Here is a 23254-nt window from a genome sequence, read left to right on the forward strand (position 1 = left end):
CCTCGATACGCTCCGCCCCCTGCGGAACTCAGCGGATCCTAGCGGGCCGCGAGAGCGCGCTCTCCCGCTTTTCGCATGGCGTCCAGGGGTGCCGGAACACGGCCGGTCATCTGCTCCACCTGCAGCACCGCCTGGTGCACCAGCAGGTCGAGCCCGCTGACGACGGCTCCGCCGTACATGGACCAGCGCGCGGCGAGAGCGGTCGGCCAGGGGTCGTAGAGCACATCGAACAGGGTGGCGGCGCGCTCCGGTACCACGGCGGCGAGGGCGTCCGTCGTCCCGGCCGGCGTGGTCGCGATCACCAGCGGTGCGCGCAACGCCCGGTCCGCGTCCGCCCAGTCGGCCGTCCGTACCTCGATGTCGAGTCGCTCGCCCCACTGCCGCATCTCGGCGGCGCGTGCCTCGCTGCGCACGTAGGCCACGACCTCACCGGTGCAGATCCGCGCGAGCGCGGCCAGCGCGGAGGACGCGGTGGCGCCGGCGCCGAGGATCGCCGCCGAGTCGACCTGTTCGATGCCGCGCTCGCGCAGCGCCGCGACCATGCCGGGGATGTCGGTGTTGTCGCCGACGCGACGGCCGTCCTCGGTGAAGAGGACCGTGTTGACCGCCTCGACCGAGGCCGCCGTCTCGCTGATCTCGTCGAGCAGCGGGATGACGGCCCGCTTGAGCGGCATGGTCAGGGACAACCCGGCCCACTCCGGCCCCAGTTCGGCGAAGAACCCGGGCAGAGCGGTCTCGTCGATCTCGAACCGGTCGTACGACCAGCTCGTGAGCTTCAGCTCCTCGTACGCGGCGCGGTGCAGCACCGGGGAGAGGGAATGCGCGATGGGCTTGCCGAGGACGGCGGCCCGGCGGGGGTCAGCCGCCCCTGCTGTCATTGAACTTGTCCTTGAGCTTCAGGAAATCGTCATGCGTCTTGGCGAATTCGGTCTTGCTCACGCCGTCGGTCGCCACGAAGTAGTACCAGCCGTCGTCCGTCGGATTCAGAGTCGACTTCATCGCGTCGTCCCCGGGGTTTCCGATCGGTCCGGGCGGCAGCCCCTTGTGTGTGTACGTGTTGTACGGGTCGTAGTTACCCTTGACTTCCGACTCGGTGACGTCGATGTTGCTCTGTTTCTTCACATAGTTGTAAGTCGAGTCGAACTGCACGGCCCCATAGGTCTCGGGATTCGCGAGGTCGAGCCGGTTGTAGACCACTTCCGCCATCTTGCGGAAGTCGTCGGTGGTCTTGCCCTCGGCCTGGACAAGGCTCGCGACCGTGACGACCTGCAGCGGGTTGTCCAGCTTGAGCGCCTTGGCCTTGGCCTCCAGACCCAGCGCGTCGTACTTGTTCGCGGCCTGGGTCACCATCTCCTTCAGCACCGCCTCGGGCTTCATGCCCTTCGCGGCGGGATAGGTGCCCGGGTAGAGGAAGCCCTCCAACGGGTCCTTGATCTCGCTGTTGTCGTTCGCCCAGCTCGGAAGTCCGAGGGTCTTGTATTTCTGCTCGGCGGCCTTCGCGGTGGTACCGGCCGACAATTCGAGCTTTTCGTCGATCGCCTTGTAGACGGCCACATTGCGGTCGCCCGGCCTGACCAGAACGTTGTTCTGGCTCTTGGGGTCGAGCATCATCTCGACGGCACTCGCGGCGGACATCTGCTTCTTCAGCAGATAGGCACCCGCCTGGATCTTGTCCCCGTCCGGATTGTCCGCCTGGGCGGCGACGAACGCGTCGACGCTCTTCACGACACCGGCCGCCTTCAGCCGCTGACCGATCTCGGAGCCGGGGGCACCCTTGGGGATCTCGACGGACACCGTGGCGCTCGTGCCGTCACCCGCGAAGTCCGGCGCATCGCCGAAACGATCCTGGAAAAACTTGTGCCCGAAATATCCAACTCCGGCCACGCCTCCGCCGAAGATCAGCACGACCACCAGACAGGCGAACCCGCTGCGCCGCTTCTTGGGCTTGCCCCCGCCCCGGCCCCGCCGGTCGCCGCGCCCTCGGCCGTCCCCCGACTCGTCGTCGGAGTCGTCGTCATCATCGCCGCCACCGGCAAAGAATGCGTGTTCGCCCTGGTCAGGGCCTGGATCCCAGTCGGTCTGGGGCGGCTCGGGTTCGGCCTGCCGCCGACTCGGCGGCTCCGGCGGCGGGTAGGCCTCGGGGGTCCCGTAGTAATCGGGCTGCTGACCACCGTACGCACCGGCCTGCTGCCCGTAGGGGTCCGCCGGGTCGGGGTACTGGGCCTGGTGGTGAGTGCCGGTCGCCCAGCCGTTGTTGTCGTACGGCTGCTGCCCCTGACCCGCGTACATCTGCTGGTCGTACTGCTGCTGGTACTGCTGCGCCTGGCCCTGCTGCGGGTACTGCTGACCGTGACCTTGCTGCTGGTACTGCTGCTGCGCCTGACCGTATGCGGCCTGCTGGCCGTTGCCCCAGTCGCCGTAGTGCTGCGGCTGCTGCTGCTCCGGATAGTGCTGCGGCTGGCCGCCGTAGGCAGCTTGCTGGCCCGGCTGGGCCTGCTGCCCTTCCCATCCGCCGTCCCCGAACAACGGGTCCTCGGGATGCCACGGTTCGGAGCCTGGGCCCCGGCCATACTCAGTCATCGATCCCCTAGAGCCGCGAGGCGGCGGTCACGCGGCTGTTGAAGATCCGGCTTCCGTCCCGCCTCTCTTTGTGCGTCGGCTGTTCGAAAACCGGCGCATCGCGCGGAACGTTACCGTATCGCGATCAGATAACCACTTCGACGCTCTCGCCCGGAGCTTTACCTGACACCCGTTCGGATTCGAGCGCCTGCTGCAAGATGATCACAGCCGCTGCCTGGTCGATCACCGACCGGCCCTTCTTCGACTTCACGCCCGAGGCGCGCAGTCCCTGACTGGCCGTCACGGTGGTCATCCGCTCGTCCACGAGCCTGACCGGAACGGGCGCGATCATGCGGGCCAGTTCCTGCGTGAACCCTCTGACCTTGACCGCGGCCGGACCCTCGCCCCCCTTGAGGGAACGGGGCAGGCCGACGACGACCTCGATCGGCTCGTATTCCTCGACGAGTTGCTTGAGACGGCGGTGAGCTGCCGGGATGTCCCGGCCCGGGACCGTCTCCACCGGTGTGGCGAGGATCCCGTCGGGGTCGCACGAGGCGACGCCGATACGGGCGTCCCCGACGTCGATCGCCAGGCGACGGCCGCGGCGCATGCCCCGGCCGTCACCACCCGCGTGTGTGTCGTCGCTCACTTGGCCGTTTCCGCCACGAGCCGCTCGACGGCGTCGACCGCGTCGCCGATGGCGGCCGGGTTCTGGCCGCCGCCCTGGGCGACGTCCGGCTTGCCGCCACCGCCGCCGCCGAGGGTCTTGGCCGCCGTACGGACCAGGTCACCGGCCTTGAGGCCACGCTCGCGAGCGGCCTCGTTGGTGGCGATGACCGTGAGCGGCTTGCCGTTGTTGACGGTGAACAGGGCGACCACGGCAGCGCGTCCGCCCTGGATACGTCCACGCACGTCGAGGACCAGCTTGCGCAGGTCGTCGGCGGTGGTGCCGTCCGGGACCTGGCCGGTGACGACGGCGATGCCGTTCACGTCCTTGGCGGACTCGGCGAGACCGGCGGCGGCCTGCAGCACCTTCTCGGCGCGGAACTTCTCGATCTCCTTCTCGGCGTCCTTCAACTTGCCGAGCATGGCGGAGACCTTCTCGGGCAGTTCCTCCGAGCGGCCCTTGAGCAGTTCGGTCAGCTGGTTGACGACCGTGTGCTCACGGGCGAGGAAGTTGTACGCGTCGACGCCGACGAGGGCTTCGATACGGCGGACACCCGAGCCGATCGACGACTCACCGAGCAGCTTCACCAGGCCGAGCTGGGCGGTGTTGTGCACATGCGTGCCGCCGCACAGCTCCTTGGAGAAGTCGCCGATGGTCACGACGCGCACCCGGTCGCCGTACTTCTCACCGAACTCGGCGATGGCGCCCTGCTTCTTGGCCTCGTCGATGCCCATGACCTCGGCGCGCACGTCGAGGTCGCGGGAGAGCACCTCGTTGATCTTCTGCTCGACGTCGGTCATCACGGCCGTGGGAACGGCGGACGGCGAACCGAAGTCGAAGCGGAAGCGGCCCGGCTGGTTCTCGGAGCCGGCCTGTGCGGCCGTCGGACCCAGGGCGTCGCGCAGGGCCTGGTGGGTGAGGTGGGTGGCCGAGTGGGCGCGGGCGATGGCCTTGCGGCGACGGTCGTCGATCGAGGCGTGGGCCTTGGAGCCGACGGTGACCTCGCCGACCTGGACGACGCCCTTGTGGACGTACACACCCGGGACCGGCTTCTGACAGTCGCGGATCTCGATCACGGCACCGGAATCGGCCTTGATCCGGCCGGTGTCGCCGATCTGGCCGCCGCCCTCGGCGTAGAACGGGGTGCGGTCGAGGACGATCTCGACCTCGTCGCCTTCGGTGGCGGCCGGGGAGGAGGCGCCGTCGACGAGGATGCCGACGATGGTGGACTCGCCCTCGGTGTCCGAGTAGCCGATGAAGTCGGTCTCGCCGACCTTGTCGGCGATCTCACGGTAGGCACCGGCGCCGGCGTGGCCGGTCTTCTTGGCCTGGGCGTCGGCCTTGGCGCGCTCCCGCTGCTCCTTCATCAGGCGGCGGAAGCCGTCCTCGTCCACGGAAAGGCCCTGCTCGGCGGCCATCTCCAGGGTGAGGTCGATCGGGAAGCCCCAGGTGTCGTGGAGCAGGAACGCCTTGTCGCCGGGCAGGACGGCGGAGCCGGCGGCCTTGGTGTCGCTGACGGCCGTGTCGAGGATGTTGGTGCCGGCCTTCAGCGTCTTGAGGAAGGCGTTCTCCTCGGCGAGGGCGACCTTCTCGATGCGCTCGCGGTCGGTGACCAGTTCGGGGTACTGCTGGCCCATCATGCCGATGACGACATCGACCAGGTCCTTGACGACCGGACCGGTCGCGCCGAGCAGACGCATGTTGCGGATGGCACGGCGCATGATGCGGCGCAGGACGTAACCGCGGCCCTCGTTGCCGGGGGTGACACCGTCGCCGATGAGCATCACGGACGTACGCATGTGGTCGGTGACCACGCGCAGGGAGACGTCCGAGGCGTGGGCGTCGCCGTAGGCCACACCGGTCAGCTCGGTGGCCTTCTTGATGACGGCCATGGAGGTGTCGATCTCGTACATGTTCTGCACGCCCTGCAGAATCATGGCGAGTCGCTCCAGGCCCAGGCCCGTGTCGATGTTCTTGCTGGGCAGTTCGCCGAGGATCTCGAAGTTGTCCTTGCCGATGCCCGCGCCGCGCTCGTACTGCATGAAGACGAGGTTCCAGATCTCCACGTACCGCTCGTCGTTGACGGCGGGGCCGCCCTCGACGCCGAACTCGGGGCCGCGGTCGTAGTTGATCTCGGAACAGGGGCCGCAGGGGCCGGGGACGCCCATGGACCAGTAGTTGTCCTTCATGCCGAGGCGCTGGATGCGCTCCTTCGGCACACCGACGACCTCGTGCCAGATGCGCTCGGCCTCGTCGTCGTCCTTGTAGACGGTGATCCAGAGCTTCTCCGGCTCCAGGCCGTAACCACCTTTGTCCTGGGGGCTGGTGAGCAGCTCCCAGGCGTACTTGATGGCGCCTTCCTTGAAGTAGTCGCCGAAGGAGAAGTTGCCGCACATCTGGAAGAACGTGCCGTGCCGGGTGGTCTTGCCGACCTCTTCGATGTCCGGCGTGCGCACGCACTTCTGCACGCTGGTGGCGCGGTCGAACGGCGGCTTGACCTCACCCAGGAAGTAGGGCTTGAAGGGCACCATGCCGGCCGGGACGAGGAGCAGAGTCGGGTCGTCCGCGATGAGCGACGCCGAAGGGACGACGGTGTGCCCGCGCTCCTCGAAGAAGCTCAACCAGCGGCGGCGAATCTCGGCCGACTCCATCAGTGGTCCTCGTTTCGGTTGTACGAGTACGTCGTCCTGTCGACGTACTTCGGGTTGTTGCGGTTCTCGATGGCGGCGAACCGCCGGGGTGCGGGGAGTTCATGGTCGACGGGGGCGTTGAGCCCGAGCGCGTCGCCCAGTTCCTCCTCCCGCTGGGCCATGTTGTCGCGGACGTCGAGCGCGAAGTCCACCGCGCGGTCCTTGAGCCGGTGACCGGCCTCGATCGCCTTGTTCGCCGCGGTCGCGGCGAGGCTCTCGGGGGTCAGCTGCTTCAGCTTCCGATTGACCTTGGTGGTGGCCCACACACCGGCGGCGACGCCCGTGGTGAACCAGAACGTACGGCGGAACATGCTGGGTCTCAGTCCCTCTTTCCGCGGAGGTTTCGCTTGTCCCGTCGCGCGGCCGGGACCGTGCGGCCCACGATCACGGTACGCCGGGGCTCCTTGGCGGGCACGTCGTCCTTGCGGCCGCCGCCGAGGGCCCGGCGCACGCCGTAGCCGAAGGCTGCGACCTTGACCAGGGGGCCGCCGAAGGTGGAGGCGACGGTGGTCGACAGGGCGGAGGCGTTCGACGTGACCTCCTGGACGTCGGAGGCGATCGCGTCGACCCGGTCGATCTGGGTCTGCGCGGAGCGCACCGCCGTGGAGGCCTCTGCCAGGAGCGGGACGGCCTGGTCGGTCACATCCGCGACGAGCTTGGTGGTCGCCTTGAGCGTCTGGGCCAGCCTCGCCAGCGCGACGGCGAGGAAGGAGACCAGGATCGCCCAGAAGACGGCCACCAGGATCCCGGCAACCTCTCCACCGGACACTGTGTGCACCCGCTCCCTGAAACGTGCCTCTACATCGGTCTACATCGAAAAAGTCGTGCACCGAGCCTATCGCGCCGGGGGTGGCGCGCTGCACCGGATCGGCGCCTGCGCGAGGCCGAGTTGCCGCGGGGCAAGCGAAAGCCCGCCGGCTCCCCCACCCGGAGGCGGGGAGACGGCGGGCTCAGGCGCAGAAGTCCTACGGCCGCTGAAGGATCAACGGGCGTAGTACTCGACGACGAGCTGCTCGTCGCAGATCACCGGGATCTCCTTGCGGTTCGGCTCACGGTCCAGGCGGAACGCCAGGGCCTTGAGGTTCACCTGGAGGTAGCGCGGGGTCTCACCCTCGGGGGCGAAGCCGCCCTCGCGGGCGATGGAGAAGAGGGTCTTCTCGCGGCTGCGCTCACGGACCATCACGACGTCGTCGGGACGGACGCGGAACGACGGCTTGTCGACCTTGCCACCGTTGACCTCGATGTGGCCGTGGACGACCATCTGACGGGCCTGGTAGATGGTGCGGGCGATGCCCGAACGCAGGACCAGGGCGTCGAGACGACGCTCGAGCTCGATGATCAGGGCCTCGCCGGTCTTGCCCTGAACCTTGGAGGCACGCTCGTAGGCGCGGACGAGCTGACGCTCGGACACGTCGTACTGAGCACGCAGACGCTGCTTCTCCAGCAGACGGACCTTGTAGTCCGAGTTCTGCTTGCGGCCACGGCCGTGCTCACCCGGCGGGTAGGGACGGGCCTCGAAGTACTTGACGGCCTTCGGGGTCAGCGCGATGCCGAGGGCACGCGACTTCTTGACCTTGGGGCGGGACTGGTTCGCCACTTCTTTTCCTTTTCCTCTTTCGGCTGCCTCAGGGGTTACGGGAGGTCGCATCCGCAGCCGGGGAATCCCGTCAGGTCCGCTAGGGACTTGCCGGGTAGCCGCTCCCCTGGTCTGGGCACATACGTGCAGCACACGAACGGCCCACCGACCGGTCCCGGAACTCCGGGTGGTGGTGGGCTGCCCGCGACACCTACAACGGTGCGCGACGCTCCTGGATCAACAGATCCGGCTGGTTGTCCCGCCTGAGGCGCCGACCGGAGTCGGACACGGGACTCAGCACTGCGAGCGATTCTACAGGCTGCTCAGGAGCGCTTGCGACCGAGGTTCTTTCTGGTCCACTCCACGGCGTCCGCGTACCGCGCCTCCGCGCCGTGCCGGGTCGGGCTGTAGTACTCGCGGTCCTTGAGGGCGTCCGGCGCGTACTGCTGGGCGGCGATGCCCTCGGACAGGTCGTGCGGATACACGTACCCCTGGGCGTGCCCGAGCTTGGCTGCGCCCTTGTAGTGGCCGTCGCGCAGGTGGGGCGGGACAGGGCCGGCCAGTCCCTTGCGTACGTCCTCCAGGGCGGCGCCGATCGCGGTGGTGGCGGCGTTGGACTTGGGGGCGAGGGCGAGGGCGATGGTGGCGTGGCTGAGGGTGAGGGCGGCCTCGGGGAAGCCGATCATGGCGACGGCCTGGGCGGCGGCGACCGCGATCGGCAGGGCGTTCGGGTCGGCGAGGCCGATGTCCTCGCTGGCGGAGATCATCAGGCGGCGGGCGATGAAGCGGGGGTCCTCGCCGGCCTCGATCATCCGGGCCAGGTAGTGCAGGGCGGCGTCGACGTCGGAGCCGCGGATGGACTTGATGAGGGCGCTGGCCACGTCGTAGTGCTGGTCGCCGTCGCGGTCGTACTTCACGGCGGCCCGGTCGACCGTCTCCTCCAGCGTCTGGAGGCCGATCTCCGTCTCGCCCTTGTCGAGCGCCGCCCCCGCGGCTGCCTCCAGGGCGGTCAGGGCACGGCGGGCGTCACCGCCGGCGATGCGCAGCAGGTGGGCCTCGGTGTCCTCGGGGAGGGTGACGGCGCCCTTGAGGCCGCGTTCGTCGGTGAGTGCGCGCTTGAGAAGGCCGCGGAGGTCGTCGTCGGTGAGGGGTTCGAGGGTGAGCAGGAGGGAGCGGGAGAGCAGGGGGGAGATGACCGAGAAGTACGGGTTCTCGGTGGTCGCCGCGATCAGCGTCACCCAGCGGTTCTCGACGGCCGGCAGGAGGGAGTCCTGCTGGGCCTTGCTGAAGCGGTGGATCTCGTCGAGGAAGAGGACGGTCTCCTTGCCGTAGCCGCCGGTGGCGCGGCGGGCGCCCTCGATGACCGCGCGGACCTCCTTGACCCCGGCGGTGATGGCGGAGAGTTCGACGAAGCGCTTGTTGGTGGCCTTGGAGACGACGTACGCCAGGGTGGTCTTGCCGGTGCCGGGCGGGCCCCACAGGATCACCGAGGACGGTCCGGCGGGGCCGCCACCGGACTCGCCGACGAGTCTGCGCAGCGGCGAGCCCGGCTTCAGCAGATGCTGCTGGCCCACCACCTCGTCCAGGGTGCGGGGGCGCATGCGCACCGCCAGGGGACTCCCCGCGGGGTCGTTCTCCTGGCGTTCTTCTGCGGCGGCGGTGAACAGGTCGGGCTCCACGCTGGAAACCCTAAATCACCGCACTGACAATCCCGCCGGGCCCCGGGATGCCGGGCTCAGCCGGTCCAGAAGTCCCACCAGCGGGTCAGGACCAGCATGCCGATGATGCCGATGTGCAGCACGGGCAGGACCCAGGTGAACTCGCCGAAGAAGCTCTTCAGCCAGTTCGGCGCGGGCAGGAAGCCGCCTCGGATGTTGAACGACGTCACGTACCAGAACATGATGATCGTCGCGACCCAGGCCAGCGAGCACCACAGGCACAGCGCGTTGATCCGGTACAGCGACTGGAACATCAGCCAGGCGCAGAAGCCGACGCCGAAGAGGGTGCCGGCGTTGAAGGTCAGCCAGTACCAGCGCGGGAAGCGGGCGCGGCCGAGCAGGCTCATGCCGACGGCGATGACGATGCCGTAGGCGACGAGGCCGAGCATCGGGTTGGGGAACCCGAAGGCGGCGGCCTGCTTGCTCTCCATGACGCTGCCGCAGGAGACGATGGGGTTCAGGCTGCAGCCCGGCGTGAACGTCTTGCCCTCGACCTTGGCCTCGAGCAGCTTGAACTTGTCGATCGTGATGACCCAAGCGGCAAGCAGTCCCGCCGCGCCGGTGATCACCAGCATCAGGGCGAACGCACGGCTGCCGCCCACCGACTGCGGCGCCGCCTCGGCACGCTCCGGCTCGGGCTCGGTGGAGACGTCTTTGACTGTCGTCTTGCTCATCACGCCGATTCCGTCACTTGAGAGTTGGACCTTCTCCGGGCACGCACATTGTGCCGTACACGCACGCGTGCCCGCCGTTCGCGGGACATAAGCAAAGGCACGTGACTGAGTAAAGGCGTTCGGTTCAGGACACCGCCGAGAAGGAAAGGGGGCGAGGACCGCGCGGTCCCCGCCCCCGAAATCAACGCCGGAATTCAGCGCTCCGGAAATCAGCCCAGCCGGGCTTCGAGCTCCGCCACGATCTCGTTGACGCCGACGGCCGACTGCTCGCCGGACTCCATGTCCTTGAGCTGTACGACGCCCTCGGCGAGGTCGCGTTCGCCGGCCACGATCGTGTAGCGGGCGCCGCTGCGGTTGGCGTTCTTCATTGCGCCCTTGAGGCCCTTGGCGCCGTAGGAGAAGTCCGCCGCGATGCCGACCTTGCGCAACTCGGTGACCTTGGCGAACAGCACCCGGCGGGCCTCCTCGCCGAGCGGCACCGCGAACACGCTGGTGGACGACGGGAGTTGGAGTTCCACGCCCTCCGCCTCCAGGGCGAGCACCGTGCGGTCGACGCCGAGCGCCCAGCCGACGGACGGCAGCGCGGGGCCGCCGATCATCTCGGACAGCCCGTCGTAACGGCCGCCGCCGCCCACCGCGGACTGGGAGCCCAGACCGTCGTGGACGAACTCGAAGGTCGTACGCGTGTAGTAGTCCAGGCCGCGCACCAGCCTCGGGTCGTCCTCGAAGGAGACACCCGCCGCCGTGATCAGTTCGCGGACCTCCTCGTGGTACGCCTTGCAGGCGTCGCAGAGGTAGTCGCGCAGGAGCGGGGCGCCGGTGAGCTGCTTCTGGACCGACTCGCGCTTGTCGTCCAGCACCCGCAGCGGGTTGATGTCGACGCGGCGACGCGTGTCCTCGTCCAGGTCCAGAGCGCGCAGGAAGTCCTGCAGGGCCGCTCGGTAGACCGGGCGGCACTCCTTGTCGCCCAGGCTGTTGAGCAGGATCCGGAAGTCCCTGAGGCCGAGCGAGCGGTAGGCCTGGTCGGCCAGGATGATCAACTCGGCGTCCAGCGCCGGGTCCTCGGCGCCGATCGCCTCGGCGCCGACCTGGGAGAAGTGCCTGTAACGGCCCTTCTGAGGGCGCTCGTAGCGGTAGTAGGAGCCCGAGTACCAGAGCTTGACCGGGAGGTTGCCCGCCTTGTGCAGGTTGGCCTCCAGGGCCGCGCGCAGGACCGAGGCCGTGCCCTCGGGGCGCAGGGCGAGCTGATCGCCGCCCTTGGTCTCGAAGGCGTACATCTCCTTGGTCACGATGTCGGTGGACTCGCCCACGCCGCGTGCGAACAGCTCGACGCTCTCGAAGCCGGGCGTCTCGATGTAGCCGTAACCGGAGTTGCGCAGCGGGGCCGCGATCGCCTCACGGACCGCCAGGTACTTGGCGGAGTCCGGCGGGATCAGGTCGTACGTGCCCTTGGGGGCCTTGAAGGTGCTCACGGAAGGTCTCGTCACATTCCTCGTCGGGGAGCTTCCTGTGCTCCCAGGCCGGCGGCCACCTGCCGCAGATACGGGTTGGTGGCGCGCTCCTGGCCGATGGTCGTCTGGGGGCCGTGGCCGGACAGCACCACGGTCGAGTCGTCGAGCGGCAGGCACACGCGGGCCAGCGAGTCGAGGATCTCGGCCATGTCACCGCCGGGCAGGTCGGTGCGTCCGATGGAGCCGGCGAACAGCAGGTCGCCCGAGAAGAAGACCGGCGGGATGTCCGCCGCCTCGGGCAGGCCGAAGGTCACCGACCCCTTGGTATGGCCCGGCGCGTGCGCGACGGTCAGCTCCAGGCCGGCCAGATCCAGCTTGGCGCCGTCGGTCAGCTCCTTGACGTCGTCCGGCTCCCCGATGGTCAGCTCGCCCATCAGCTGCATGCCGATGGAGCGGCCGAGCGCCTTCTCGGGGTCGCTCATCATGTACCGGTCCTCGGGGTGGATCCAGGCCGGTACGTCGTGTGCGCCGCACACGGGGACGACCGAGGCCACGTGGTCGAGGTGGCCGTGGGTGAGGACGACGGCGACGGGCTTGAGCCGATGCTTCTTCAGCGCTTCCTCGACTCCGGGGGCCGCTTCGTGGCCCGGGTCGATGATCACGCACTCCTCGCCGGCGGCGGGGGCGACGAGATAACAGTTCGTCCCCCAGGCCCCGGCGGGGAACCCGGCAATGAGCACGATCGTCCTTCGTTTGTGTCGACACAGGTGGTTTGTCGGCGGGCTCCGCCTGACGTCAGAGCCTACCGGCGCTGCCGATCCCTCAGCGAACCCATATACGGTACGGGGCACACGCAGGCGATCGGCTCAATGAACGCACGCGTGCCGGTCGACACTTACGACGCATGAGGAGAGAACCCGGTGGTCAGCCAGGAGCAGCGGCGGCGTCAGCTCGCCCGGGAGAAGTTCTTGCGGCAGCAGCAGCGACGCACGGTCGCCCGGCGCAAGACGCGCACGCGCAACGCGGCGATCGCGTCGGCGCTCGCGGTGGTCATCATCGGCAGCCTCGCGCTGTACACGACCGGCGTCCTCAAGGGCGACGACGACAGCAAGAGCAACGCGAACGCGGAGGTCACTCCGAGCGCGACCAGCAAGGCCCCGGACCCGTGCGAGAAGCCCGCCGCGGGCAAGGTCAAGACGGCGACCTGGAAGAAGGAGCCGGAGCTGACCATCGACAAGTCGGCGAAGTACGCGATGAAGCTCGCGACGACGTGCGGTGACATAGACATCGCGCTCAAGGCGTCGGCCGCGCCGCACACCGTGAACTCGTTCGCCTTCCTCGCCGGCAAGGGCTACTTCGACCACAGCAAGTGCCACCGGCTCGTCGACAGCGGCATCTACGTGCTGCAGTGCGGTGATCCGCAGGGCACCGGCATGGGCGGCCCCGGGTACACGATTCCCGACGAGAACCTCAAGGACACGAGCCTCAAGGGCGGTGTGTACCCGGCGGGCACGGTCGCGATGGCCAACCAGTACAACGCCCAGACGAAGGAGGGGCGCGACAGCGGGGGCAGTCAGTTCTTCCTCGTCTACCAGGACAGTCAGCTCCCGGCCGACTACACACCGTTCGGCACTGTGTCCGAGGCGGGCATGAAGGTCCTGAAGAAGATCGCGGGGGCTGGAGCGCAGGCCGCCGATCCCCAGACCATGAACACCGCCCCCAACGCGACGGTCGTCATCAACAAGGCGACGGTCACGAAATCCTGACCGCCAACTGCGTAATTTCGGTCGCGCGGGATGCGGACAGGCAACCCGCCGGTCGCCTATGTTGGCCGTGACGAAACTGTGGACGATGCCCGGGGGAACACAGCCCCACGCAGGCATCATGTGGAGGAGGCGCTGTGAGCAGCGACCCGTGGGGCCGCGTCGACGAGACGGGGACCGTGTACGTGCGTACGGCCGACGGCGAGCAGGTCGTCGGTTCCTGGCAGGCCGGCTCCCCTGAGGAGGCGTTGGCCTACTTCGAGCGCAAGTACGAGGGCCTGGTCGTCGAAATCGGCCTCCTCGAGAAGCGAGTGAAGACCACCGACCTGTCGGCGAAGGACGCGCAGACCGCGATCGACCACATCCGTGAGCAGGTCGACGCGCACCACGCGGTCGGTGACCTGGACGCCCTGCGGACCCGCCTGGACAAGCTGGTCGAGACCGTCGGCAAGCGCCGCGAGGAGCGCAAGCAGCAGCGGGCCAAGCAGTCCGACGAGGCCCGGCACTCCAAGGAGGCGCTGGTCACCGAGGCGGAGGAGCTGGCTCGGTCCGACCAGTGGCGGGCAGCCGGTGAGCGGCTACGGGCCCTGGTGGACACCTGGAAGGGCCTGCCGCGGCTGGACCGCAAGTCGGACGACGAACTGTGGCACCGCTTCTCGCACGCCCGGTCGGCGTTCTCCAAGCGCCGCAAGGCGCACTTCGCGCAGCTGGACGCGCAGCGCGAGGAGGCCCGCAAGACCAAGGAGCGGCTGGTCGCCGACGCCGAGTCGCTGTCCGGTTCGACCGACTGGGGTCCGACGGCTGCCCGCTACCGCGAGCTGATGGCGGAGTGGAAGGCCGCGGGCCGCGCCCAGCGCGAGCACGAGGACGACCTGTGGAACCGCTTCCGTGGCGCCCAGGACATCTTCTTCGCCGCCCGCAGCTCGGTCTTCGCCGAGCGGGACGCCGAACAGGGCGAGAACCTGAAGCTGAAGGAGGAGCTGGCCGAGGAGGCCGAGAAGCTCCTGCCGATCGGCGACCTGAAGGGCACGCGTGCCGCCTTCCGCTCGATCAACGAGCGCTGGGAGGCCATCGGTCATGTGCCGCGCGACGCCCGCCCGAAGGTCGAGGGCCGGATGCACGCCGTCGAGCGGGCCATCCAGGAGGCCGAGGAGTCCGAGTGGCGCCGGACCAACCCGGAGGCGCGCGCGCGTGCCGAGGGGCTGACCGGACAGCTTCAGGCCGCCGTGGACAAGCTGACGGGCCAGATCGAGCAGGCGCGTGCCCAGGGCAACAACGCCAAGGCCGACAAGCTGGAGCGTGAGCTGGAGGGCCGCCAGGCGCTGCTGGACCAGGCGCTGAAGGGTCTTCAGGAGTTCGGCGGCTGACGCCGACTGCGAGAAGGGCCCCGTACCGCGAGGTACGGGGCCCTTCTCGTATGCCGTACAGCTGTTTCTACGACCGGCTGCGCGCCGATGTCACCCGGTACACGTCGTAGACGCCCTCCACGCCCCTGACCGCCTTCAGGACGTGTCCGAGGTGCTTCGGGTCACCCATCTCGAAGGTGAAGCGTGAGGTGGCGACGCGGTCGCGGGAGGTCTGGACAGCCGCGGAGAGGATGTTGACGTGCTGGTCGGACAGGACGCGGGTGACGTCCGACAGCAGCCGGGAGCGGTCGAGGGCCTCGACCTGGATGGCGACCAGGAAGACCGAGGACTGGGTGGGCGCCCACTCGACTTCGAGGATGCGCTCGGGCTCACGGGACAGTGACTCCACGTTCACGCAGTCGCTGCGGTGAACCGATACACCACTACCGCGTGTGACGAAGCCGATGATCGGGTCGCCCGGTACCGGCGTACAACAGCGGGCCAGCTTGACCCACACATCCTCGACGCCCTTGACGATGACGCCCGGGTCCGCGCTGGAGCGGCGCTTGCGGCCGCGGGTGCGGGTCGGCGGAACCGCCTCGTCGATCTCCTCGGTGGCCGCCTCCTCGCCGCCGAGCGCGGAGACGAGCTTCTGTACGACGCTCTGGGCGGAGACGTGTCCCTCGCCGATCGCCGCGTACAGCGCGGAGATGTCCGGGTAGCGCATCTCGTGCGCGAGCGTGACCAGCGAGTCGCCGGTCAGGATGCGCTGGATCGGCAGGTTCTGCTTGCGCATCGCGCGGACGATGGCGTCCTTGCCCTGCTCGATCGCCTCGTCGCGACGCTCCTTGGAGAACCACGCCCGGATCTTGTTGCGGGCGCGCGGCGACTTCACGAAGCCGAGCCAGTCGCGGGAGGGGCCCGCCCCGGCCGCCTTCGAGGTGAAGACCTCGACCAGATCGCCGTTGTCCAGGGTGGACTCGAGCGGGACCAGGCGTCCGTTGACCCTCGCGCCTATGGTCCGGTGGCCGACCTCGGTGTGGACGGCGTACGCGAAGTCGACCGGGGTGGCGCCCGCCGGGAGCGCTATGACGTCGCCCTTCGGCGTGAAGACGAAGACCTCGTTGCGGGACAGGTCGAAGCGCAGCGACTCCAGGAACTCGCTGGGGTCCTCGGTCTCCTTCTGCCAGTCGAGGAGCTGCCGCAGCCACGCCATGTCGTTAATGGCGTCCTTGTCCTTGCCGGCCTTGGGCACGTCGGTACGCACCTTGGAGGCACCGGCGACGGCCTCCTGCTTGTACTTCCAGTGCGCGGCGATGCCGTACTCGGCGCGGCGGTGCATGTCGAACGTACGGATCTGGAGTTCGACCGGCTTGCCGTTGGGGCCGATGACCGTCGTGTGCAGCGACTGGTACATGTTGAACTTCGGCATCGCGATGTAGTCCTTGAACCGGCCGGGGACCGGGTTCCATCGCGCGTGCACGGTGCCGAGGGCCGCGTAGCAGTCGCGGACCGTGTCGACAAGTACACGAATCCCCACCAGGTCATAGATCTCCGCGAAGTCGCGACCGCGGACGATCATCTTCTGGTAGACGCTGTAGTAGTGCTTGGGGCGGCCGGTGACGGTCGCCTTGATGCGGGCCGCACGCAGGTCCTGCTGGACCTCGTCGGTCACTATGGCCAGGTACTCGTCACGCTTCGGTGCCCGCTCGGCCACCAGCCGTACGATCTCGTCGTACATCTTGGGGTAGAGGATCGCGAAGGCGAGGTCCTCCAGCTCCCACTTGATGGTGTTCATGCCGAGGCGGTGGGCGAGGGGCGCGTAGATCTCCAGGGTCTCGCGCGCCTTCTTCTCCTGCTTCTCGCGCTTGAGGTAGCGCATGGTGCGCATGTTGTGCAGGCGGTCGGCGAGCTTGATGACCAGGACGCGGGGGTCCTTGGCCATGGCGACGACCATCTTGCGCACGGTCTCGGCCTGCGCGGCCTCGCCGAACTTGACCTTGTCGAGCTTGGTGACGCCGTCGACGAGCAGTGCGACGGAGTCGCCGAAGTCGCGACGGAGCTGGTCGAGGCCGTACTCGGTGTCCTCGACGGTGTCGTGCAGCAGGCCCGCCATCAGGGTGGCCGGATCCATACCCAGCTCGGCGAGGATCGTGGTGACCGCCAGCGGGTGCGTGATGTACGGGTCGCCGCTCTTGCGCTTCTGGCCGCGGTGCCAGCGCTCGGCGACCTGGTAGGCCTTCTCGATCTGGCGGAGCGTGGCGGTCTCGATCTTCGGGTCGTTGCTGCGGACTATGCGCAGCAACGGCTCCAGCACCGGGTTGTACGGGTTGGAGCGCTGGACGCCGAGACGGGCGAGGCGGGCACGGACGCGGTTGGAGGAACCGGTGCGGGCCGGCTGACCGGCGGACGGGCGGGCCGCGGGCTGGTTCACGGGGCGTTCCGGCGGGGCAGGCTTGGGTCGCGTCTGCTCGGCCGGCTTGTCGACTGGCGCGGACTGGGCATGCTCGACCGTCCCGCGCGGGTCGTTCTTCGCGTGCGACGCGTTCGGCGCGGGCTTCGCCGCGGCTGCCGAGGCGGACTCGGGCTTGGCGGCGGTCAGGTGCTGGGCCTCGTCTGGCAAGAGGACTCCTCGTGCGCGATCCGGGTCCCCCGGTCAGGCTCCGGAGACCCCATGGTAGCGATCCTGCGCTCCAGGATCGCCTTCAGCCCGATGTGAGGGACGTCTACCGGAGAAACGCAAGAGGCGGGCACCGGATTCCTCAGGGCCCGCCTCGGGTTCGTGTCAGGTCAATCCGAACACTTCAGGGTCAACGCCACTTGAGCGTCGAGAAGCCCTTGATCTGGATCTCCTTGTGGGCCGCGACGTTCCCCCACGGCACTTCCAGGGTTCCGGACTTGCGGCACGCCTCCGCGGACCACTTCGTGTTCCCGTTGACGAAGTACTTGACCTTGATACAAGGCGTACCCCTGTCGGCGGTCCAGCTGTAACGGACCCTGAGACCGCTGCTGCCCAGGAGCGAGCAGTGGTACTTCGACTTGCTCCACACGCCAGGTGCACCGACGGCGGACTTCCAGCTGTTGCAGTCCGCCCGAACCTTTGCGGTTTCCGCAGTACCGTCAGAGGCCGCGTTCGCTGACGCCACACCCCCAGACAGCGCTACGACTGAGGTGACGGCAACTATCCCCGCTGCAAACTTGCTCGAGATCAATTCTCGAACTCCCCACTTGGTCAATCGTTCATGGTCAGCCCCCTCATCGGGGGCGATACTCAGCCTTCCTCAATTTGCATGTGCATCACAAGCAACTTGAGCAACATCTGAGCATCCAACCCCTAAGGACAACACCCGTCTCCCCACTCATGACGGAAAGTTGCCAATCATCAGGAAGTCGCTCCGAACAGCGCAGCAAAACGAGGCGGGCGCCCACGACTCCCCGGGCACCCGCCTCTTTGGCCAGGAGCTTCAGACCGTGAGCAGCGACTCCAGCGGGGCCCCGGCCAGGAAGGGTTCCAGCCGGGCGCGGCCGCCCAGGAAGCCCAATTCCATCAAGACCGCGAGGCCGGCCAATTCAGCGCCCACCCTGCGGATCAGCTGGATCGAAGCCTCTGCCGTGCCACCCGTGGCGAGGACGTCGTCGATGACCAGCACGCGGTCGTCCCCAGTCAGATCCTCGGCATGCACCTCGATCTCGGCGGAGCCGTACTCCAGGTCGTACGCCTGGCTGAGCGTCGCTCCAGGGAGCTTGCCCGCCTTGCGTACGGGGATGAAGCCGATGCCCGCGCGGACCGCGACCGGCGCTCCGAGGATGAAGCCCCGGGCCTCCAGGCCGACGATCTTCGTGGCGCCGGTGTTCCCGGCGATCTCGGCCAGCGCGTCGGTCAGCGCCGTGAACGCCGCCGGGTCCGCCAGGAGCGGGGTGATGTCCTTGAACATCACCCCCGGCTCCGGGTAGTCCGCGACGTCACGGATACGGCTCAGCAGGAGTTCCCTGATGTCGGTCATCGACGCTTCCCCGAGGGTCGGCCACGGCCCCGGCCACGGGACGCGGGCTGGTTGCGCGGGCCGACGACCGCGGGGGCCGCGTCCTCCGGCTCGTCGCCGAGCACCTCGTCGCTGTCCGGGACGTCCGAGGCCGTGCCCTGTGCGGCGGCCTGGGCGCGCTTGGCGAGCACGCGCTTGCGCAGGGCCTTCATCTGCGGCTCGAGCTCCTTGAGGTCGGCGACGAGCGGCGTGGCGATGAAGATCGAGGAGTACGCACCGGCCGCGAGGCCGACGAACAGCGACAGCGAGATGTCGTTGAGCATGCCGGCGCCGAGGAAGCCGCCACCGATGAACAGCAGGCCCGCCACCGGCAGCAGGGCGACCACCGTGGTGTTGATCGAACGGACCAGGGTGCTGTTGATCGAGCGGTTGGCGACGTCGCTGTAGGTCCAGCGGGTCTGTTTGGTGATGTCCTTCGTCTGCTCCTTGAGGCTGTCGAAGACGACGACCGTGTCGTAGAGCGAGTAACCGAGGATCGTCAGCAGACCGATCACCGTGCCTGGTGTGACCTCGAAGCCGACCAGCGCGTAGATACCGACGGTGATGGTGATGTCGTGGATCAGGGCGACGAACGCGGCGAGCGCCATACGCCACTCGAACGCGATCGCCAGATAGATCACCACGAGGACCAGGAAGATGGCGAGGCCCTGCCAGGCCTTGGTGGCGATCTGCTCACCCCAGCTGGGGCCGACCAGCTCCCCGGTAACGGCACTCTCCTCGACGCCCAGCTTCTCGGCCAGCTCGGCCGAGACCTTGTCGGCCTTGGCCGTGTCGATGCCCGAGACCTGGATGCGCAGCTTGGCGTCGTCGCCGCTGCCGAGCTTCTGGACGATCGCGTCGTGGCCGGACGCCTCTTCCGCGTACTCCTGCGCCTGGGACACCGAGACGCTGGTCTTCGGGGTGTTGAAGACCGCTCCGCCCTGGAACTCGATGCCCATGTTCAGGCCGCGCACCGCCAGGCCGACGATGGCCGTGATGGTGATCAGGATCGAGATGCCGTACCAGAGCTTGCGGTTGCCGACGAAGTCGTAGCCGACCTCGCCACGGTGCAGTCGGGCGCCGAGGTTGCCGAGCTTCGACATCTCACGCCTCCTTCGTCTCGACGGGGGCGGAGGGTCGGCGGGTGCGGCGCAGCGGCGGCGTGGCACCCAGTCGCTTGGGATCGAGGCCGGACCACTTGTGGCCGCTTCCGAAGAACTTGGTGCGGGCCAGGAGGGTGAGCAGCGGCTTGGTGAACAGGAACACGACGACCACGTCGAGCAGGGTGGTCAGGCCGAGCGTGAACGCGAAGCCCTGGACCTTGCCGACGGTGACGATGAACAGCACGGCGGCGGCGAGGAACGACACGAAGTCGGAGACCAGGATGGTGCGCCGGGCACGCGGCCAGGCCCGCTCGACGGCGGGGCGCAGGGAGCGGCCCTCGCGGATCTCGTCGCGGACGCGTTCGAAGTACACGATGAACGAGTCCGCTGTGATGCCGATGGCGACGATGGCACCGCAGACGGCCGGCAGGTTCAGCGCGAAGCCGATGGCAGGGCCGAGCAGCGCCATGATCGTGTACGTCAGGGCCGCGGAGACCAGCAGCGAGAGGAGCGCGATGATCGACAGGCCGCGGTAGTAGATCAGCAGGTAGATGACGACCAGGGCGAGACCGATCGCACCGGCGATCAGACCGGCCTTGAGCTGCTCGCCGCCGAGTGCCGGGGACACCGTGGTGACGCTGTCCTCTTGGAAGGACAGCGGCAAGGCGCCGTACGAGAGCATGTTGGCGAGGCTCTGGGCATCCTGCTGGGTGAAGCTGCCGGAGATCTGCGCGTTGCCGCCGCTGATAGCGCCCTGGACGAACGGGTGGGAGACGACCTCGTCGTCCAGAACGATCGCGAACTCGTTCTGCGGGGTGGTCTGCTGCGCCAGCTTGCCTGTGATGCTGGCGAACTTCTTGGCACCGGCGGAATTGAAGGTCATGTTGACCTGCCAGCCTGCGCCGCTCTGGGTGTCGAAGGCCGCCTGGGCCTTCTTGATCTCGGTGCCGTCGACGTCGACCGGACCCAGCAGGAACTTGCTCCACACCTTGTCGTCCTGGCCGCAGGCGACGGTGGGTTCATCCTTTTTGGCTCCCTTGCCCGCGGCGGCGCGCTGCTTCGGGTCAGTGCAGTCGAGCGCTGCGTACGCCTTCCCCAAATCACCCGACGAGGAGCCGGAGGTGCTGGACGCGGATGGCGAAGGGCTGCCGGAGGTCTCGGGGCTGTTGCTCGCGGACGGCTTGGCGTCCGCCTTCAGCGCCTCAGTGACGGCGCGGCCCTGCGAGGTGGCGCTGGCCGACGGGCCAGGGGAGCCGGAGGTCGCGGAGTCCTTGGCGCCAGCCTTATCGGTGCTGGAGGCGCTCGGGGAGCCGCTCCCGCTGGGGCTCGCGCTCGGAGTGGGTGTCGCCGTGCCGGTGGCGGCCTCGCGCTGCAGGACCGGGCGGAAGTAGAGCTTGGCAGTCGTGCCGACCTGGTCCCGGGCTTCCTTGGAGTTCGTGCCCTTGGGGATGTTGACAATGATGTTCTTGTCGCCCTGGGTCTGAACCTCGGACTCGGAGACACCCAGACCATTGACGCGGCGCTCCATGATCTGGACCGCGGTGTTCATGTTGGTCTGATTGATCGCGGATTCCTGGCCGGGCTCGGCTTCCGCACGGAGCGTGATGCTCGTGCCGCCGGCGAGGTCGATGCCAAGACGCGGAGTGGTGTGCCCCGAGGCGAACATTCCTCCGGTGAGCGCCGCGATGGCGATCAGGATGAAGGCCAGCGAGCGCCCCGGCTTGCTCTGGGCGCTCGCGCTCCGGCCCTTCTTAGGTGCTGCCACCTTCTCGTACTCCCTCTCGGGCCGCCTCGCGCCGGATCAGCGGGCGGGCGGCCATGACATGGTGTAGGGATCCCCGTGCGAGATCGGCATGCCCGGGGGCGCGCAGGCGTGGCCCGCGCGCCCCGGCACATGGCTACTTCGCCTCAGAGTCGCCGTCGGTCTTCTTCGGCTCGTCCGCCTTGGCCTCGGCGGCCACGGCGTCGTCGGAGGACTCCTCGGCCTCGTCCTTCGCGTCCTCGTCCTTCTTGGCGAAGTCGACGGGCTTGTCGTCGGAGTCGGCGGCAGCGGCGGGCTCGTCGGTCCCGGTGAGGGAGGAGGCGTCGTCCGGGACGACGTCGGACTTCAGGTCGTGCTCGACGCCGTGCACGATGCGGTTGTACTCGTCGTCGGAGAGGACGGCACCGATCGCGTTCTTGGCGAAGAGGAGCTCCACACCCGGGCCGGCGTCGACGAGGACGGTGTCGTCGCTGACCTCCTTGACGGTGGCGTACATGCCCCCGATGGTGCGGACACCGGATCCGGGCTGCATCTGGTTCCGCATGTCGGCGGCCTGCTGCTGCTTCTTCTTGGCCGACCGGGTCATCAGGAACATGGCCCCGATGAGCACGATGAACGGGAGGAGGGTCACGAGACTCACGGGTCGGAACTTCCTTCACACGACCGCGATGGTGAGCGGCCTGATGGTTGGGGGTTTATGTGCCGCCGACAACGGCGGCATCGGCGGAGTCTAAGCGAGTCCCCGCGCATGGAACAACGCTCAGCATGGCACCGGGGTTCCTACTACGGCCACTGTGCTCGCCGTGACGGAGCCTTCACGTCCCGAACAGGTCCTGTTGTCCGTTTCCCGCAGCTGACGAGCGGGGCGGGGTGAGGCCGAGGTGCGCCCAAGCCGCGGGGGTGGCGACCCGGCCGCGCGGGGTGCGGGCGAGCAGGCCCTCCCGTACGAGGAAGGGTTCGGCGACCTCCTCCACGGTCTCGCGCTCCTCCCCCACCGCGACGGCGAGCGTGGACAGGCCGACCGGGCCGCCGCCGAACAGCTTCAGCAGGGCCTCCAGGACGGCGCGGTCGAGCCGGTCGAGGCCCCGGGCGTCGACCTCGTACACGGCGAGGGCGGCCCCGGCGATCTCCCGCGTGATGATCCCGTCCGCCTTGACCTGGGCGTAGTCACGGACGCGGCGCAGCAGGCGGTTGGCGATACGGGGCGTACCGCGCGAGCGGCCGGCGATCTCGGCGGCGCCTTCGGCCTCGATCTCGAGGTCCAGAAGGTTCGCGGAGCGGTGGATGACGCGCTCCAGCTCGGCGGGCTCGTAGAACTCCATGTGCGCGGTGAAGCCGAAGCGGTCGCGCAGCGGGGGCGGCAGCAGGCCCGCGCGCGTGGTGGCGCCGACCAGGGTGAACGGGGGCAGTTCGAGCGGGATGGCGGTGGCGCCCGGTCCCTTGCCGACGATCACGTCGACGCGGAAGTCCTCCATCGCCATGTACAGCATCTCCTCGGCGGGCCGGGACATGCGGTGGATCTCGTCGAGGAAGAGGACCTCGCCCTCCTGGAGGGAGGAGAGGATCGCGGCGAGATCGCCTGCGTGCTGGATGGCGGGGCCGCTGGTGATGCGGATCGGGGCGCCCATCTCGGCCGCGATGATCATCGAGAGGGTCGTCTTGCCGAGGCCGGGGGCGCCGGAGAGCAGCACATGGTCGGCGGTGGCGCCACGCGCTCGTGCGGCACGCAGGACGAGGTCGAGCTGTTCGCGGACCTTCTCCTGGCCGATGAACTCGCCCAGGTCCTTCGGGCGCAGCGCGGCCTCGACGGCCTGGTCCTCACGGTCGGCGGACGCACCGACGAGCCGCTCGGGGGCGGGGGTGTCGGTGGTGTCGTCCCAGTTCATGGAGTGTGCCTCGGGGTCGCGGTCGGGTGGGTCGTAC

The 23254-nt window shown here is 68.5% G+C and carries 20 protein-coding genes; 2 read left to right on the top strand and 18 right to left on the bottom strand.

The annotated features are described in order from the left end of the window. Nucleotides 1–38 precede the first annotated feature (38 nt). From BLU79_RS29115 to BLU79_RS29165, 11 genes are all read right to left on the bottom strand, one after another. Nucleotides 39–878, bottom strand: a complete 840-nt coding sequence (locus BLU79_RS29115; protein ID WP_093908909.1) for a shikimate dehydrogenase — start codon at nucleotides 876–878, stop codon at nucleotides 39–41. Further along, entirely contained in the window at nucleotides 859–2580 is a 1722-nt protein-coding gene (mltG, locus tag BLU79_RS29120; RefSeq protein WP_093908910.1) for an endolytic transglycosylase MltG, read from the bottom strand. Before mltG ends, BLU79_RS29115 begins: the two co-directional genes overlap by 20 nt. 124 nt (nucleotides 2581–2704) lie before the next feature. Next, nucleotides 2705–3169 carry a Holliday junction resolvase RuvX gene (gene ruvX / locus BLU79_RS29125; RefSeq protein WP_093909088.1) on the bottom strand — a complete coding sequence of 155 codons (465 nt, stop codon included), beginning with the start codon at nucleotides 3167–3169 and terminating at the stop codon, nucleotides 2705–2707. A gap of 35 nt (nucleotides 3170–3204) precedes the next feature. Further along, entirely contained in the window at nucleotides 3205–5877 is a 2673-nt protein-coding gene (alaS, locus tag BLU79_RS29130) for an alanine--tRNA ligase (protein WP_093908911.1), read from the bottom strand. Continuing rightward, nucleotides 5877–6227, bottom strand: coding sequence for a hypothetical protein (locus BLU79_RS29135; protein ID WP_093908912.1), 351 nt, complete (start codon nucleotides 6225–6227; stop codon nucleotides 5877–5879). The genes alaS and BLU79_RS29135 overlap by 1 nt, the downstream gene beginning before the upstream one ends. An 8-nt stretch (nucleotides 6228–6235) precedes the next feature. After that, a complete protein-coding gene (locus tag BLU79_RS29140; protein WP_093908913.1) occupies nucleotides 6236–6685 on the bottom strand; it encodes a DUF948 domain-containing protein in 450 nt (149 codons plus the stop codon). 213 nt (nucleotides 6686–6898) lie between these two features. After that, the gene (gene rpsD, locus BLU79_RS29145; RefSeq protein ID WP_030053239.1) at nucleotides 6899–7513 is read right to left on the bottom strand and encodes a 30S ribosomal protein S4; all 615 of its coding nucleotides are present in this window, start codon (nucleotides 7511–7513) and stop codon (nucleotides 6899–6901) included. Between the two features lie 302 nt (nucleotides 7514–7815). Further along, nucleotides 7816–9171 (bottom strand): replication-associated recombination protein A, encoded by a 1356-nt coding sequence (locus BLU79_RS29150; protein WP_093908914.1) that lies wholly within the window; start codon nucleotides 9169–9171, stop codon nucleotides 7816–7818. Between the two features lie 56 nt (nucleotides 9172–9227). Continuing rightward, a complete protein-coding gene (locus tag BLU79_RS29155) occupies nucleotides 9228–9884 on the bottom strand; it encodes a vitamin K epoxide reductase family protein (protein WP_093908915.1) in 657 nt (218 codons plus the stop codon). Between the two features lie 209 nt (nucleotides 9885–10093). Next, nucleotides 10094–11356, bottom strand: coding sequence for a histidine--tRNA ligase (gene hisS, locus BLU79_RS29160; protein ID WP_093908916.1), 1263 nt, complete (start codon nucleotides 11354–11356; stop codon nucleotides 10094–10096). Nucleotides 11357–11367: 11 nt separating this feature from the next. After that, on the bottom strand, nucleotides 11368–12075 hold the full coding sequence (locus BLU79_RS29165; RefSeq protein WP_093908917.1) for an MBL fold metallo-hydrolase: 708 nt from the start codon (nucleotides 12073–12075) through the stop codon (nucleotides 11368–11370). Between the two features lie 180 nt (nucleotides 12076–12255). Here BLU79_RS29165 and BLU79_RS29170 point away from each other — a divergent pair, with 180 nt between their 5' ends. After that, a complete protein-coding gene (locus tag BLU79_RS29170; RefSeq protein ID WP_093908918.1) occupies nucleotides 12256–13101 on the top strand; it encodes a peptidylprolyl isomerase in 846 nt (281 codons plus the stop codon). 134 nt (nucleotides 13102–13235) lie between these two features. Beyond that, complete coding sequence (locus BLU79_RS29175; RefSeq protein WP_093908919.1) at nucleotides 13236–14465, top strand: DUF349 domain-containing protein; 1230 nt, start codon at nucleotides 13236–13238, stop codon at nucleotides 14463–14465. A gap of 67 nt (nucleotides 14466–14532) precedes the next feature. Here BLU79_RS29175 and BLU79_RS29180 read toward each other — a convergent pair whose 3' ends face one another. From BLU79_RS29180 to ruvB, 7 genes are all read right to left on the bottom strand, one after another. After that, a complete protein-coding gene (locus BLU79_RS29180; protein ID WP_093908920.1) occupies nucleotides 14533–17067 on the bottom strand; it encodes a RelA/SpoT family protein in 2535 nt (844 codons plus the stop codon). A 187-nt stretch (nucleotides 17068–17254) separates the two neighbouring features. Next, nucleotides 17255–17656, bottom strand: a complete 402-nt coding sequence (locus tag BLU79_RS47900) for a hypothetical protein (protein WP_143052531.1) — start codon at nucleotides 17654–17656, stop codon at nucleotides 17255–17257. Between the two features lie 252 nt (nucleotides 17657–17908). Then, the gene (locus BLU79_RS29195) at nucleotides 17909–18448 is read right to left on the bottom strand and encodes an adenine phosphoribosyltransferase (protein WP_093908923.1); all 540 of its coding nucleotides are present in this window, start codon (nucleotides 18446–18448) and stop codon (nucleotides 17909–17911) included. Further along, nucleotides 18445–19569, bottom strand: coding sequence for a protein translocase subunit SecF (gene secF / locus BLU79_RS29200; protein WP_093908924.1), 1125 nt, complete (start codon nucleotides 19567–19569; stop codon nucleotides 18445–18447). Before secF ends, BLU79_RS29195 begins: the two co-directional genes overlap by 4 nt. A 1-nt stretch (nucleotide 19570) precedes the next feature. Then, nucleotides 19571–21334 (bottom strand): protein translocase subunit SecD, encoded by a 1764-nt coding sequence (gene secD / locus BLU79_RS29205; RefSeq protein ID WP_093908925.1) that lies wholly within the window; start codon nucleotides 21332–21334, stop codon nucleotides 19571–19573. 133 nt (nucleotides 21335–21467) lie between these two features. After that, a complete protein-coding gene (yajC, locus tag BLU79_RS29210; RefSeq protein WP_093908926.1) occupies nucleotides 21468–21971 on the bottom strand; it encodes a preprotein translocase subunit YajC in 504 nt (167 codons plus the stop codon). A gap of 175 nt (nucleotides 21972–22146) precedes the next feature. Beyond that, the gene (gene ruvB / locus BLU79_RS29215) at nucleotides 22147–23217 is read right to left on the bottom strand and encodes a Holliday junction branch migration DNA helicase RuvB (protein WP_093908927.1); all 1071 of its coding nucleotides are present in this window, start codon (nucleotides 23215–23217) and stop codon (nucleotides 22147–22149) included. Between the last annotated feature and the right edge of the window lie 37 nt (nucleotides 23218–23254).

This window comes from Streptomyces sp. cf386, from assembly GCF_900103585.1.
Taxonomy (GTDB): Bacteria; Actinomycetota; Actinomycetes; order Streptomycetales; family Streptomycetaceae; genus Streptomyces.